This window comes from Psychrosphaera haliotis, from assembly GCF_039523615.1.
Classification (GTDB): domain Bacteria; phylum Pseudomonadota; class Gammaproteobacteria; order Enterobacterales; family Alteromonadaceae; genus Psychrosphaera; species Psychrosphaera haliotis.
Genome location: NZ_BAAAFQ010000007.1, coordinates 158,256 through 171,184 on the forward strand (window position 1 = coordinate 158,256; position 12,929 = coordinate 171,184).

The 12,929-nt window shown below is 39.9% G+C and carries 14 protein-coding genes; 8 read left to right on the forward strand and 6 right to left on the reverse strand.

Annotated features, from left to right (window positions below; genetic code table 11):
* Positions 1-80 precede the first annotated feature (80 nt).
* From ftsE to ABD009_RS10350, 4 genes are all read left to right on the forward strand, one after another.
* Positions 81-770, forward strand: a complete 690-nt coding sequence (gene ftsE, locus ABD009_RS10335; protein WP_155696389.1) for a cell division ATP-binding protein FtsE — start codon at positions 81-83, stop codon at positions 768-770.
* 11 nt (positions 771-781) lie between these two features.
* Positions 782-1,768 carry a permease-like cell division protein FtsX gene (ftsX, locus tag ABD009_RS10340; protein ID WP_343825154.1) on the forward strand — a complete coding sequence of 329 codons (987 nt, stop codon included), beginning with the start codon at positions 782-784 and terminating at the stop codon, positions 1,766-1,768.
* Between the two features lie 290 nt (positions 1,769-2,058).
* The gene (gene rpoH, locus ABD009_RS10345) at positions 2,059-2,925 is read left to right on the forward strand and encodes an RNA polymerase sigma factor RpoH (protein ID WP_155696388.1); all 867 of its coding nucleotides are present in this window, start codon (positions 2,059-2,061) and stop codon (positions 2,923-2,925) included.
* A gap of 102 nt (positions 2,926-3,027) precedes the next feature.
* Positions 3,028-3,840 carry a DUF2797 domain-containing protein gene (locus ABD009_RS10350; RefSeq protein ID WP_155696387.1) on the forward strand — a complete coding sequence of 271 codons (813 nt, stop codon included), beginning with the start codon at positions 3,028-3,030 and terminating at the stop codon, positions 3,838-3,840.
* Between the two features lie 41 nt (positions 3,841-3,881).
* Here ABD009_RS10350 and ABD009_RS10355 read toward each other — a convergent pair whose 3' ends face one another.
* The 3 genes from ABD009_RS10355 to gpmM all read right to left on the reverse strand — a co-directional run bounded on the left by ABD009_RS10355 (position 3,882) and on the right by gpmM (position 7,512).
* Positions 3,882-4,676, reverse strand: coding sequence for a divergent polysaccharide deacetylase family protein (locus tag ABD009_RS10355; protein WP_330997806.1), 795 nt, complete (start codon positions 4,674-4,676; stop codon positions 3,882-3,884).
* A gap of 159 nt (positions 4,677-4,835) precedes the next feature.
* Complete coding sequence (locus ABD009_RS10360) at positions 4,836-5,981, reverse strand: murein hydrolase activator EnvC family protein (protein ID WP_155696386.1); 1,146 nt, start codon at positions 5,979-5,981, stop codon at positions 4,836-4,838.
* A 1-nt stretch (position 5,982) separates the two neighbouring features.
* Positions 5,983-7,512, reverse strand: coding sequence for a 2,3-bisphosphoglycerate-independent phosphoglycerate mutase (gpmM, locus tag ABD009_RS10365; RefSeq protein WP_343825159.1), 1,530 nt, complete (start codon positions 7,510-7,512; stop codon positions 5,983-5,985).
* 145 nt (positions 7,513-7,657) lie between these two features.
* On the opposite strand from gpmM, the gene ABD009_RS10370 reads away from it, so the two are divergent.
* The 4 genes from ABD009_RS10370 (at position 7,658) to gpsA (ending at position 9,926) form a co-directional block, all read left to right on the forward strand.
* Positions 7,658-8,089 carry a rhodanese-like domain-containing protein gene (locus tag ABD009_RS10370; protein WP_155696384.1) on the forward strand — a complete coding sequence of 144 codons (432 nt, stop codon included), beginning with the start codon at positions 7,658-7,660 and terminating at the stop codon, positions 8,087-8,089.
* A 17-nt stretch (positions 8,090-8,106) separates the two neighbouring features.
* Positions 8,107-8,358 (forward strand): glutaredoxin 3, encoded by a 252-nt coding sequence (gene grxC / locus ABD009_RS10375; RefSeq protein WP_155696383.1) that lies wholly within the window; start codon positions 8,107-8,109, stop codon positions 8,356-8,358.
* Positions 8,359-8,423: 65 nt separating this feature from the next.
* Entirely contained in the window at positions 8,424-8,912 is a 489-nt protein-coding gene (secB, locus tag ABD009_RS10380; RefSeq protein ID WP_343825162.1) for a protein-export chaperone SecB, read from the forward strand.
* A 3-nt stretch (positions 8,913-8,915) separates the two neighbouring features.
* The gene (gpsA, locus tag ABD009_RS10385; protein ID WP_343825163.1) at positions 8,916-9,926 is read left to right on the forward strand and encodes an NAD(P)H-dependent glycerol-3-phosphate dehydrogenase; all 1,011 of its coding nucleotides are present in this window, start codon (positions 8,916-8,918) and stop codon (positions 9,924-9,926) included.
* A gap of 53 nt (positions 9,927-9,979) precedes the next feature.
* Here gpsA and ABD009_RS10390 read toward each other — a convergent pair whose 3' ends face one another.
* From ABD009_RS10390 to hslV, 3 genes are all read right to left on the reverse strand, one after another.
* Complete coding sequence (locus ABD009_RS10390) at positions 9,980-10,813, reverse strand: MBL fold metallo-hydrolase (protein ID WP_343825165.1); 834 nt, start codon at positions 10,811-10,813, stop codon at positions 9,980-9,982.
* Between the two features lie 179 nt (positions 10,814-10,992).
* A complete protein-coding gene (hslU, locus tag ABD009_RS10395) occupies positions 10,993-12,327 on the reverse strand; it encodes an ATP-dependent protease ATPase subunit HslU (RefSeq protein ID WP_343825167.1) in 1,335 nt (444 codons plus the stop codon).
* Positions 12,328-12,359: 32 nt separating this feature from the next.
* Positions 12,360-12,878, reverse strand: coding sequence for an ATP-dependent protease subunit HslV (hslV, locus tag ABD009_RS10400; RefSeq protein ID WP_155696378.1), 519 nt, complete (start codon positions 12,876-12,878; stop codon positions 12,360-12,362).
* Between the last annotated feature and the right edge of the window lie 51 nt (positions 12,879-12,929).

Sequence of the window (12,929 nt, forward strand, 5' to 3'; positions counted from 1 at the left end):
AGGCTTAGGTTAATCGTTACAAAAATATAATTACAAGAATCATAGAGCGGCAATGTCGCTCTGACGTTTAGGGAAGCGAAATGATCCGATTTGAGCAAGTCAGTAAAACCTATCCTGGAGGCTTTAGAGCACTTGAAAAAGTGTCCTTTGAAGTTGAGAAAGGAGAAATGGCATTTTTGACCGGTCATTCTGGAGCAGGTAAAAGTACCTTATTAAAGCTGATCAGCATGATAGAGCGACCATCTATAGGTAACGTTTTTATCAATGATAAGAACTTAAACTTAATTACACCTAGTAAGGTTCCATACGCTCGCCGAGATATCGGCATGATTTTCCAAAACCACCGTTTGTTACAAGAACACACCGTATTCGACAATGTTGCATTGCCTTTAGTTATTGAAGGTTACACGCAAGGTGAAATTGCCAAACGAGTGCACGCTGCGCTAGATAAAGTAGGTTTATTAGATAAAGCGAAATACTTACCAAAGATACTTTCAGGTGGTGAACAGCAACGAGTTGGTATTGCCAGAGCCGTTGTTAATAAGCCTCCGTTATTATTAGCCGACGAGCCAACAGGTAATTTAGACCCTGAGTTGTCTAAAGAAATCATAAACGTCTTCCAACAGTTTAATGACGTAGGTGTTTCGGTGCTAATCGCAACGCATGACCTTGGTTTGATTGCCAGAATGAGAAACCGAACGCTGACACTTAAAGGCGGGCAAATGATCAGCGATGGTTTGTCTAACACATCAACGGATATGGGCTTTTAAGGGTTGTCGTTATGAGCATATTATTTAATTCTGAACAATCAGGTGCGTCAAAACAAAAAATAAGTCCATTCCAGCGGTTTCTATTTTTTTGGATTAACAATGCGCGACAAATAGTAACCAGTTTAGGTGAGATTTGGCGCACGCCAATTGCGTCGGTCATGACTATTTTGGTAATGGGTTTGTCATTAACTCTACCTGCAACACTTCATATTATTGTTAAAAATGTACAATCTATAAATGTTCAATGGGATAGCGCTTCTGAAATAAGCTTGTTTTTAAATGAAGACCTTTCCGAGCAACAAATATCAAGCGCCATTCGACGAATTAGCGCCTATGACGAAATTGAATCGTTACGCTATATAAGTAAAGACGATGCGTTAGTGGAGTTTAAAAAGCTGTCTGGTTTTGGACAGGCGTTAGATTACCTACAAAACAATCCATTACCGGCTTCCCTCATTGTGACGCCACAACCCCAATATCGCCAAGCGGAACCAGCAAAACTACTGCTATATAAGTTACAAAAAGAGCGAGAAGTAGACTTCGGTAAATTAGACATAGATTGGTTAGCACGATTAAACGCCATTGTTTCTATGCTCGAAGAGTCTGTTATCACCGTCGCTATATTGCTCCTGGTATCTGTTGTTTTGATTATTGGTAATACTATTAGGTTGTCTATTATTTCTAGGCGTGAAGAAATAGAAGTGATGAAATTGGTTGGCGCCACAGAGTCCTTTATCCAAAGACCATTTGTATATACTGGGATTTGGTATGGTCTTATGGGCGGGTTAGTGGCATTTATCGTTCTAGCTTTTGTGGTCTGGTGGATGCAATCTGCGCTGGTGGATATATCTGGTTTATATATGTCAGACTTTGAGATCCAAGGCTTAACCTTTTCAGAGTTTGTTACTTTAATGCTATTAGCCTCTGGTTTAGGCTTCTCTGGAGCTTACTGGTCAGTGCATCGCCACATACGAGAAATTGAACCTTCATTAGACTAATCTAAAAGTTAAAATCATACGTATTTAGTAAATAGAGCGTATTCAAGAAGGCGGATTTATCCGTCTTTTTTTATACATTTTTATTAAATATTGATGACAATCCTACATTCCCCCGATCATTTTGTAGATCTATCGCATTGTTTTATATCTATATTTCTTTTTTATAAATGTCGTTCATACCTATAGATCTTTTTGTTCTATAAATAGTGAAAATAAAATTAGCACTCTATAATTGAGAGTGCTAATATCAATCTCAGTTAACCAATTCAGGTTTCTAAAGGAGCTTCATAATGAGTCAAGTTGATAAATCAATGGCATTAGCCCCAACGCCTCAAACTGGTAGTATCGAGTCGTACGTGTCTTATGTTTCTGGCATTGATATGTTATCTGCAGATGAAGAACGTGAGCTAGCGTACAAGTTGTATGAAGGCGGTGATTTAGAATCAGCACGCCAATTAATCTTTTCGCATCTTCGATTTGTTGTTCATATTGCCCGTAGCTACTCAGGCTATGGTTTACCTCAAGCTGATTTAATTCAGGAAGGTAACATTGGTCTAATGAAGGCAGTAAAACGTTTTAATCCTGAAGTTGGTGTTCGTTTGGTTTCTTTTGCAGTGCATTGGATAAAAGCGGAAATTCATGAATTTGTATTAAAAAACTGGCGCATCGTTAAAGTTGCGACAACCAAAGCTCAGCGTAAATTATTCTTTAATCTACGTAAGTCTAAAAAACGTTTAGGCTGGTTTAACAATGATGAAGTAGCTACGGTTGCTGAAACATTGGGTGTTTCTAAAAAAGAAGTGCTTGAGATGGAATCTCGCATGAGCAACTACGACATGGCGTTTGACATGGGCGTAGATGATGATGATTCTGATACTGCGGCGTATTCACCTTCATTATACTTAGAAGCGAATAACTCTGATATGGCTGAAAACATTGCGAACGAGCAGTGGGAAAAACGTTCAAACCAACGTTTACTATCAGCAATTAAAACTTTAGATGAGCGTAGCCAAGACATTTTGCATAGCCGTTGGTTGGACGACAACAACAAAACAACATTGCAAGAGCTTGCTGACAAGTATTCTGTTTCAGCAGAACGCGTTCGTCAGTTAGAAAAAAATGCGATGAAAAAGATTCAAGGTTTATTGGCTGCATAAATCCTATAAAAAGGACTTATCCTCGCTAAAAACTAACGTATAATTAAACCAGCTTCGGCTGGTTTTTTTGTTTGTGTATTTGGTGAATTAAAGAGGTTTGGAATGATTGGAAATATAAAAAAAATGCGTTCAACGTTATCGGATAATAAGGTGACGTATTCCTTACCTGTTGGTAGTGATGAAATTGATTTGTCGGCTCGTATTGGTACTCAATTAACGCTGACACACACAGGCAATATCAATTGTTCTAATTGCGGTAAAAAAACCAAAAAGAGTTTTTCTCAAGGATTTTGTTTTCCATGCATGAGAAAACTGGCCGCTTGTGACATGTGCATTATGAAACCAGAAACTTGTCATCATGCAGAAGGTACGTGCAGAGAGCCTCAATGGGGCGAAGACAATTGTATGATCCCGCATTATGTTTACCTTTCAAATACATCTGGCCTAAAAGTGGGTATTACTCGACATACTCAAATCCCAACACGATGGATAGACCAAGGTGCAACGCAGGCTTTACCTATTTTTAAAGTAAAAACACGTTTAATTTCAGGCTTGGTGGAAGTCGCCTTGGCGGATTTTATTGCCGACAAAACAAATTGGCGAGCAATGCTGAAAGGCGATAACGTGGAAATGGATTTAAAACAAAGAGCGGCAGAGTTGATTCCACAAATAGACGCTCGACTTGATGACATTAGGCTTAAATATGGTGCTGATGCAGTTGAGCTTTTGGATGAAAATATCGTTGATATTGCATTCCCTGTTACGCAATACCCAGAAAAAATTAAGTCTCACAACTTTGATAAAGAGCCAGTAGTAACGGGCATTTTAGAAGGCATAAAAGGCCAGTATCTAATTTTTGATACAGGCGTGATCAACGTCAGGAAGTTTACTTCTTATGAAGTTGAAGTGGTGTAGCTCATTTGGGGTTGAGCCTTAGGCTTGTAACTTAGAACCAACTATTCGCTGATGGTTGGTTCTTGTGTTTGATAGTCTGGTCTTTGGCCAGCAAACTGAATAACTGGTGAGGTAGGAAGCAAACTTGAAAGCGGCACAAGTTCAATACCCGCAGCTTCTAACTCACCTATTTGTTCCTGCAATACTTCATACGTTTCACCGTAAGGGTGACCAATACCAATCGCCATTCCATAGTTCTTCGCGATATTAATAAGTCGTTTAAACTGCTTTCTTATTTGTTTCTTATCGCGGTGATGATCTAGAAATATGTTTCTATGCAAAGCATTAACGCCCCACTCAGATGCCACTGATTCTATTTTGCTGTGTTTGGTTGTTTTGCTATCAAGAAAAAACATATTGTGCTGACGCAGTAATTCCATGGTCCAGGCCATTGGTTGTTCCATTTGCGTTAACAAGCTGCCCATATGATTATTTACACCAACGGCATAGGGAATGTCTTCCAGAGCGGATATAAGTGTTTGTTGGTATTGTTGTTTTGTCATGTCTGTAAGCAACGCGCCAGGACCTAACAGTCGATTGTGTTGGCGGGCTTGCATAGGTAAGTGGATAATTACGTCGCGTTTATTTTGCGCCGCTAGTTTAGCGTATTCTGCGCCAAGCGGGGTGTGCGGAAGCACTGCGAAGGTTAAAGCCGCATTTAAGTTTAATAATTGTCGGTCTGATTTTTTGTACCCAATGTCGTCAATGACGATTGCCACTTTTCCGGCAAAAACATTAGGCACAAAGAAACTCAGAGCCAAGGCTATAAAGCCAATCCATTTTATTTTTAAGCGCACGTTAATAATCTATTTTTATATTAATTTTTATATTTGATTACATTAAGCCTCTTCAGTTATATCTGAATGATAGCTTGATTGAATTTTAAACAATTCTTGTAGTTATGTTGTGATTATAACGAACTGATCAGTAATGTCACCTTTATCAGCAGTTACAACTTATTTGCACCAGCGAGCAGGATCAACGGTTTTACCTTTGTAGCGTATTTCAAAGTAAAGACCCGGAGATGATTTACCACCACTTTGTCCTAACAGTGCAACAGGTTCGCCTTTTTCTACAAAGTCACCGGCTTGTTTTAGCAGGGCTTGGTTATGTCCGTACAAGCTCATGTAACCTTTACCGTGATCAATTACCGTGACCCAGCCAAAGCCTTTTAACCAGTCGGTATATAAAACAATGCCGTCGGCAATGGCGTTAACGGGTTTACCTAAGTTGCCATCAATCATTACGCCTTTCCAGCGCATAGAGCCTTGGCGTCGTTGACCAAACCGTTTCGAAATACGACCTTTTGCAGGCCAAGACAACTTCTTCTTTAATTTAAACAAGCCAGCTAAGTCTTCTGGGCGAGGAACTGCATTTTGTTGTGCTTTTTCTATAGCCAGCGCTAACCGCTGTTGGTCTGCTTGTAGTTGCTCTAACTTATTTGCGTCGGTTGCAATGCGCTTATTTAGTTTAGCTAACGCATTTTTACGGTCATTTTGTCGACTCACCAACTGAGAACGTTCTTGTTTTTGCTGTTCTTTTAACTCAAATAGTTGCTGCTTTTTCTCCGCTAAGTCGACGGCTATTTCGTTGAGTCTTGATAAGGTATATTCAATCTCGTCGAGTTGCTCAATTCGAGCGCCATTTAGTTTTCGATAATAGGTGATCAGGCGTTCAAGTTGGGCAGGATCATTTTGATTGAGTAAAAGTTTGGTGTAATCATGCTTTCCGTTTAAGTAAGCGATACGAACCATTTCACTAAGAATTTTTTGTTGCTGTTTTTGCTGCTCTTTTAATTTGTTTTGTTCTTGTGTGAGCTTTTTAACTTTTTTGTTGAGTCCATCGAGCTTATTTTGAGTCTGCTTTAAGGCAATAACTAACTCTGATACCTTAAGCTCCGCTCTTTTAAAGGTATTCTCAAGGGAGGACTTTTCATCCATCTTTTCTTCTAGAGCAAGTGCCTGTTGGCGAATTTGCTCTTTAATCGCAGCTAGCTGCTTGTTCGACTTCTCAAGTTGAGTAGCTTGAACCGGTGCAGCATTGAAACAAAAAAGTCCAATAGCCGCACCCAATAAAATACGCACAAGTCCTTGTGTCATCATTTTAGTCTACCAACATTAACGGTTTGCCCGTCATTTCTGCAGGTTGTTCCATTCCAATCAAATTTAAAATAGTTGGAGCAACATCACTCAGTTTACCGTTTGCTACTGTTGTAGCTGGTCTTCCTACATAAATAAATGGAACTGGCTCACTTGTATGTGCTGTATGTGCTTGGCCTGTTTTTGCATCACTCATTTGTTCTGCATTACCATGGTCCGCAGTGATAAGACATTCTCCGCCCACTTCACGCAATGCTTCAACCACACGGCCTACACCATGATCTACCGCTTCACACGCTTTTACTGCGGCGTCAAAAACGCCAGTATGGCCAACCATGTCGCCATTTGGATAGTTTACAACAATGAAATCGTAATCTTGTGATTTAATAGCTTCAACAAGTTTGTCTGTCAGTAGTTCAGAGTTCATTTCAGGCTGCAAATCGTAGGTAGCTACCTGCGGTGAAGGAATCAACTCGCGTTTTTCACCATCAAACAAGTCTTCACGACCACCAGAAAAGAAAAACGTAACGTGTGCATATTTTTCGGTTTCAGAAATTCGCAGTTGAGTTTTGTTATGTTTTTCTAACCATTCACCTAATACATTATCTAGCGTAGCTGGCGGAAATGCAGAGACGGTTTTAATATCCGCTGCATATTCTGTAAGCATCACAAACTCAGATAATTTTGGCGTGGACTTTCGTTCAAAGCCATCAAAGTCAGCGTCAACAAAACTGCGAGAAATTTCGCGTGCTCGGTCTGCTCTGAAGTTCATAAAAATTAATGTATCGTTGTCTTCAACTTTTGCTGGTGTGCCAATGACAGTCGCTTTAACAAACTCATCATTTTCATCACGAGCATAGGCATTTTCTAAGCCTTCAACGCCAGACGTTGCAGTAAATTCCGCAGTACCTAATGTCAGCATGTTATAAGCGGCTTCAACTCGGTCCCAACGGTTATCCCTGTCCATTGCATAATAACGACCAATTAACGACGCTACTTTTCCAGACTGAGTTTTTTCAAAATGAGATTCAAGTGTTTTAATGGAGGCTTTTGCACTGCGAGGTGGCGTATCACGTCCATCAAGGAAAGCGTGAACATATACTTTTTTTGCACCGCGTTGTTCGGCCAATTTTACCATCGCTAAAATATGATCTTCATGGCTATGAACACCACCAGGTGATAACAATCCCATGATATGAACAGCACCATCTTTTGCTAGTGCATCATCTACTGACTTCACAAGGGTTGGGTTTTTGAAAAACTCACCATCGTCAATGGCTTTGCTAATACGAGTAAAGTCTTGATAAACAATACGGCCTGCACCTAAATTAACATGGCCAACTTCAGAGTTACCCATTTGTCCGTCTGGTAAACCTACGTCCATGCCACTACCTGAAATAAGTGTGCTCGGACACTCGTTCCAAAGTTGGTCTAAAACAGGCGTTTTAGCGTGTGCAATGGCGTTATTTGAAGTTTCTTCTCTATGGCCCCAGCCATCTAAAATGCAGAGTACAAATGGTTTTTTATCAGACATAACTTACTCATCAGATTGGATAAATTTTAGATTGATTATTCTAACGTCAAATGCGCATGAAAGTCACAAAAATTTAGCTTTTGGACTCTTTCTTATATGTAGGTATAATCGCGCGACTTTAGTTGTAAAAATGGATTAAAAATAAATGGCGCAATTTATCGAGTTTTTAGGAAACCACGTATACATGACGGCTGCGTGGGCTATCTTATTTGTTTTATTAGTATCGAGCTATGTTTCTGGCGCGATGTCTAAAGTAAAAACGGTTAATTCACACGAAATGACGATGTTGGTTAACCGCCAAAATGCGGTAGTTTTAGATATTCGTAAGACGGCAGAATTTAACAAAGGTCATATTACTGACGCAGTTAACTTGCCGATGGAAAAAATCACCAAAGAGCAGTTTGGTTCACTTGAAAAAAATAAGTCGAACCCAATAGTAGTAGTATGTAATGCAGGTATTTCAGCTAAAACGGCAGCAAATGCTTTAGTGAAGTCTGGGTTTGAGCAAGTGACTGTTTTACAGGGCGGCATGCAAACGTGGACAAGTGCAAACTTACCAGTAATTAAAAGCAAATAAGTCGATTAAGGTTTACGATGAAACAAGTTGATATTTACACCAAGGCTTATTGCCCATTTTGCGTTAGAGCAAAGTCACTTTTAGATTCTAAGAACGTGACTTACAACGAAATTAAAATTGACCAACAACCAGAGCTTAGAGCGCCAATGATTGAGCGTGCTTCTGGCAGACATACGGTGCCACAAATTTTTATTGGTGACGTACATGTTGGCGGTTGTGACGAGCTTTTTGCATTAGAATCACAAAACAAATTAGCAGCGTTACTTTAGTTCAAACTTTTTCAAAGTAGCGTTAATCGTATTTAAAACAATAATTATAATTTTCAGGAATATTTATGACAGACCAAACTACAGCTGCTCAAGAAGAGCAAGGCGCACCACAATTCTCAATTCAACGTATCTTCTTAAAAGATCTTTCTTTTGAAGCGCCAAACGCACCAACTATTTTCACTAAAGAGTGGAAGCCCGAAGTTAAGCTTGATCTTGATAACAAGAGCACGCAAATTGAACCTGGCGTATTTGAAGTTGTATTATCAGTAACAGTAACGGCAACCGTTGAAGATCAAACAGCATTTTTATGTGAAGTTCAACAAGCGGGTATTTTTGTTTTAGGTAACATGCCTGAGCAACAAATGGCTCATATTCTTGGTGCATTCTGTCCAAATACATTATTCCCATATGCACGTGAAGCGGTTTCTAACTTAGTAAACCGTGGTACGTTCCCAGCACTAAACCTTGCACCTGTTAATTTTGATATGTTGTTCGCTCAATACATGGAGCAAGCAAAGAAACAGGCTGCTGAAGGCCAAGCTCTAGATTCTTAATCTATGACTATTGCTAAAAAGTTTAAAATTGCAGTATTAGGTGCAGGCTCTTACGGGACTGCACTGGCGTTTTGTTTTGCCCGCAATGGCCATGAAGTCATTATGTGGGGACGCGATAAAAAACAAGTCGCCGATATGCAATCTTCACGAGAGAACGCTAAATATCTGCCTGGTGCTTTATTTCCAGAGAGTTTGCATGTTACTGACGAGCTTGAGTTTGCGGTAACACAAGCTGAAATTCATTTGGTTGTAGTGCCAAGTCACGTTTTTTCGGATTTGTTAGTACAAATAAAACCAATGCTGCGATCTAATGCGAAGCTGTGTTGGGCGACAAAAGGATTAGATCCTGAGTCGGGTCGTTTACTGCAAGATGTAGCAAAAGATGTACTTGGTACTGAACCGTCATACGCGGTATTGTCAGGTCCTACTTTTGCAAAAGAAATGGTGAAAGGCTTACCAACCGCCATTTCTTGTTCTTCAGAAGATGATGATTTTGCTCAGTTGTTATGTGATTTATTGCACTGCGAAAGAAAGTTTCGAGTTTATAAAAACAAAGACTTTACCGCTGTTCAATTAGGTGGTGCGGTTAAAAACGTAATTGCTATTGGTGCTGGTATGGCCGATGGCATTGGTTACGGTGCAAACGCAAGAACGGCATTAATAACCCGTGGTTTAGCGGAAATGATGCGATTGGCTTCTGCACTTGGCGCGGATCCTCAATCTTTGATGGGCATGGCGGGTCTTGGTGATTTAGTATTAACATGTACAGATAACCAGTCTCGTAACCGTCGCTTTGGTTTAGCGTTGGGGCAAGGTAAGTCTGTTGATGAAGCAATGACTGAAATTGGTCAAGTGGTAGAAGGTTACCGCAATACTAAAGAAGTTCACATGCTGTCACAAAGAGCGGGTGTTGAAATGCCAATTACTGAGCAAATCTACCAAGTTCTTTATCAAGATAAACCTGCGGAATACGCAGCAATGGCGCTATTAGCTCGCGATCCTAAAAGCGAATAAAGTTAGTCTGCGTTATAAATCAAACTGAATACCTAAAGGCTGGCAATGCAAATTTATACATGCATTTGTCGGCCTTCTTTTGCAAAAAAGAAACTAAAGGGTAAACGGTCTGCAAATAATCTTGTATTCAAAAAGTCCAATAACTCATCGCTGCTCGATGGGTCTAAACAAGACATACATAACATTTTTACTTCTGCTGCATTTGCCAACTCTATGGCATCACCTAAACAACTATGTCCATTGCCCACATGATTAGCCATATCGGCGTTCATATATCTTGCATCGTGTATTAACAGGTCAGCGTATTGGCAAAACAAACACCATTCTTCAAAGCTGTGGTAGTTGTGCTGTGGTGGTGCGAACAGTTCATTGTTATTGCAAATAACCACGGTTTTGTCATCACAACTTATTTTGTAAGCGGAGCCGCCGCCAGGGTGATTTACCTTCATAGCTTGCACTGAAAAATCACCAATTTGCACAGGCTCAGGTAAATTGAACTTGGTTTTTTTTATGGTAATTGTGGAAGGCAATAGGTGGAATTTATCAACGGTATAGGTCTTATTTATTTGATCCAATATGGCGATGTCATGATCTTCATTAGTATTGGCGGGATAAATCATTATTTGTTGCTGTGGCTTTTTAATAGAATCAAAAAACGGAAAACCTTGAATATGATCCCAATGGTGTTGGCTCAATAATAAATGGATAGGATCGCGGTAATCCTCAAATTCATGACTGGCGAACCTTAAACCTGAACCTGCATTGACTAGTAACTTTTGACCGTCATTACTGGTTAACAAAATACAATGTGTATTCCCTCCAAACCTTTGAGTTTCGGGTCCTGGCGTGGGTATTTGAGCACGGGCACCATAAAAGGTGATTTTCATTTATTTTCCTATTTGCCGTCAGTATTAGCTTAAAAAACAGACTAATTAAACATTAACACACAAATGTTAAAAGGAAAGTTGGAAGCTGGAGGATTGAGGGTAATAAAAAGGCACTGCTTTAAACAGTGCCTTAGCTATAATTCTTACTTCATGACCGAAGTCTATTTGATAACAGCAAGCTACAGAATAAACTTACTTAAGTCTTCGTCTTCGATTACTTCGTCTAAGTTGTCTTTAACAAAACTAGCGTCAATAACAAAAGATTCGCCGGTACGGTCTGAAGCATTGTAAGAAATCTCTTCAATCAAATGCTCTAGAACAGTATGAAGTCTTCGTGCACCAATGTTTTCGTTTTTCTCATTGACTCTGAAGGCCGCTTGAGCGATTTGTTTAATACCGTCTTCACTGAATGTTACAGTCACGCCTTCTGTTGCAAGTAGCGCTCTGTATTGTTCAGTTAAAGAAGCATTTGGCTCAGTTAAGATTCGTTCAAAGTCTTCAGGTGTTAATGCATTTAGCTCAACACGAATTGGTAGTCGACCTTGCAGCTCAGGAATTAGATCTGAAGGTTTGCTCATTTGGAAAGCACCAGACGCAATAAACAACATGTGGTCTGTTTTAACCATGCCGTATTTTGTAGTGACTGTGCTGCCTTCTACTAATGGTAGTAGGTCGCGCTGAACACCTTCACGTGAAACATCCGCGCTGTTAGCACCTTCACGCTTACAAATTTTGTCGATTTCATCAATAAATACAATGCCGTTTTGTTCAACAGCTTCAATGGCCATTTCTTTTAAATCGTCATTGTTAATTAACTTTGCCGCTTCTTCATCAAGCAACATTTTAAAAGCTGCTGCTACTTTAAGTTTACGTGGCTTAGTTTTATCACCAGACAGATTTTGGAACATGCCCTGCAACTGAGATGTCATTTCTTCCATGCCAGGAGGCGCCATTATCTCTACGCCAATCTCTTTTTGAGCAACGTCGATTTCAATTTCTTTATCGTCTAGTTCACCTTGACGAAAACGCTTACGAAGCACTTGGCGAGCTGAGCTTTCTGGTTGGTCAGATTCTACGACTTGACCAAACGTATCGCGAGCTGGCGGTAACAACGCATCTAAAATACGTTCTTCAGCCGCTTCTTCAGCTTTGTGTTTGTTCTTTTCGATAGCAACTTCACGCGTTAACTTAACGGATATTTCCGTAAGATCGCGAATGATAGATTCTACTTCTTTACCAACATAACCCACTTCTGTGAACTTAGTGGCTTCAACCTTTATGAATGGTGCGTTAGCTAACTTAGCTAAACGACGGGCAATTTCAGTTTTACCAACACCTGTTGGGCCAATCATAAGTATATTTTTAGGCGTAACTTCAGCGCGTAGTGTTGGTTCTAACTGCATTCTGCGCCAGCGATTTCGTAGTGCAATAGCCACTGCTTTTTTCGCATTGTCTTGACCAACAATGTGTTGATCTAATTCATGAACAATTTCTCTAGGGGTCATTGATGACATGGAATAACCTTAATTCTTATATGTTGCGATTGTTACAATTCTTCAATAGTTAAATTTGTATTGGTATATACACAAATTGAACCAGCAATATTTAAGCTCTTTTCAACAATGTCTCTAGCGCCTAACTCAGTGTTTTCCAACATCGCCGTTGCCGCAGCTTGTGCAAATGGGCCACCAGAGCCAATAGCGATAAGATCATTTTCAGGCTGAATAACATCACCATTGCCAGAAATAATGAGTGACGCCGTTTCATCTGCTACCGCCAATAATGCTTCTAGCTTTCTTAACATTTTGTCAGTGCGCCAGTCTTTAGCAAGCTCAACGGCTGCTTTAGTCAAATGACCTTGGTGCATTTCTAATTTAGCTTCAAACTTTTCAAATAAGGTAAACGCATCGGCGGTGCCGCCTGCAAAACCTGCGATTACTTTGCCTTTGTATAAACGGCGAACTTTAACAGCGTTGCCTTTCATTACAGTATTGCCAAGTGACACTTGTCCGTCACCACCAAGTACAACTTCTTTTCCACGTCGTACAGATACAATTGTGGTCATGAATAATCACTCCAGATTTTTTAAATAAGTCTAGCTTATGTAGGGATAATT

Coding starts and splice junctions, on each gene's coding strand:
- ABD009_RS10390 (WP_343825165.1), bottom strand. CDS start 10,813: ATGAAAATCACCTTTTATGGTGCCCGTGCTCAAATACCCACGCCAGGA.
- ftsE (WP_155696389.1), top strand. CDS start 81: ATGATCCGATTTGAGCAAGTCAGTAAAACCTATCCTGGAGGCTTTAGA.
- ABD009_RS10350 (WP_155696387.1), top strand. CDS start 3,028: ATGATTGGAAATATAAAAAAAATGCGTTCAACGTTATCGGATAATAAG.
- rpoH (WP_155696388.1), top strand. CDS start 2,059: ATGAGTCAAGTTGATAAATCAATGGCATTAGCCCCAACGCCTCAAACT.
- hslU (WP_343825167.1), bottom strand. CDS start 12,327: ATGTCATCAATGACCCCTAGAGAAATTGTTCATGAATTAGATCAACAC.
- gpmM (WP_343825159.1), bottom strand. CDS start 7,512: ATGTCTGATAAAAAACCATTTGTACTCTGCATTTTAGATGGCTGGGGC.
- ftsX (WP_343825154.1), top strand. CDS start 782: ATGAGCATATTATTTAATTCTGAACAATCAGGTGCGTCAAAACAAAAA.
- ABD009_RS10370 (WP_155696384.1), top strand. CDS start 7,658: ATGGCGCAATTTATCGAGTTTTTAGGAAACCACGTATACATGACGGCT.
- secB (WP_343825162.1), top strand. CDS start 8,424: ATGACAGACCAAACTACAGCTGCTCAAGAAGAGCAAGGCGCACCACAA.
- ABD009_RS10360 (WP_155696386.1), bottom strand. CDS start 5,981: ATGATGACACAAGGACTTGTGCGTATTTTATTGGGTGCGGCTATTGGA.
- grxC (WP_155696383.1), top strand. CDS start 8,107: ATGAAACAAGTTGATATTTACACCAAGGCTTATTGCCCATTTTGCGTT.
- gpsA (WP_343825163.1), top strand. CDS start 8,916: ATGACTATTGCTAAAAAGTTTAAAATTGCAGTATTAGGTGCAGGCTCT.
- hslV (WP_155696378.1), bottom strand. CDS start 12,878: ATGACCACAATTGTATCTGTACGACGTGGAAAAGAAGTTGTACTTGGT.